The following is a 758-nucleotide window of genomic DNA, read 5'->3' as shown; positions in this document are numbered from 1 at the left end:
GCCGCCGAGGCGGAGCGGCCCGGGCCGGCCCGCGACGCGCTGGCCTCGCGGGTGGACGAGGCGGCCCGGGCGCTGGCGACGTGCTGCCTGCTGCTCGATCCGCAGCGGCTGGTGCTCGTCGGCGGCGTGACCCGCAGCGACCTGATCCGGCGGATGCTGGTCGACCGGTTGACCGAGGCGCTGCCGCACCCGCCCGACGTGGTGCGCTCCCGCTTCGCCGACGACGCCGCGCTGTTCGGCGCGCTCACCCTGGCCCGGGACGCCATGCCGGCGGCGCGCTGAGGGACGCCCCGGGGCGGCCGTGCGGCTGTCGTCTGCGTCACATTTTCCGGCGTCCCGGGAAGTGGACGCGGGTACGCCGTCGAGCGGCCGATCCCTTGTCCCGCAACAACTGCGGGCCGGGCGAGGCCGGGTCGCCGGCCGGCTGTCGGGGGTCGAGCCGGCACCCACCGGAACGGCTCCGACACCGGTGGTGAAGAACGATCAGACTTCGGCGATCTGCGAATTTGCGGCCGTCATTACGCTGCGGGTGGTTGATCGCCGGAACCACGGACGACAGGTGGAAGAACCTCAGATGAGTGACAATCACCCTCCCTACGGAGGCTACCCGGACCCGAACGCCGGAGCGTGGGGCAACCAGCCCGACCCGAACGCCCCGTACGGCGCCCACCCGGGCTCCGGCGCGCCCTACGGCGCCCAGCCGGCGTCCGGCGCGCCCTACGGCGCCCAGCCGGCGTCCGGCGCGCCCTACGGGACCC

Annotated in this window: 1 protein-coding gene and 1 pseudogene; both read left to right on the top strand. The window is 75.1% G+C overall.

Annotation, left to right across the window (positions count from 1 at the left end):
* The coding region (locus tag HUW36_RS33770; protein WP_174531691.1) for an ROK family protein at positions 1 to 282 on the top strand (282 nt) is incomplete at its 5' end.
* A gap of 292 nt (positions 283 to 574) precedes the next feature.
* A pseudogene (locus HUW36_RS33765) lies at positions 575 to 758 on the top strand (hypothetical protein); the annotation flags it as partial.

Origin of the sequence: Micromonospora maritima, from assembly GCF_902825405.1 — a bacterium.
Classification (GTDB): Bacteria; Actinomycetota; Actinomycetes; order Mycobacteriales; family Micromonosporaceae; genus Micromonospora; species Micromonospora maritima.
This window is presented reverse-complemented; position numbering and strand designations above follow the sequence as displayed.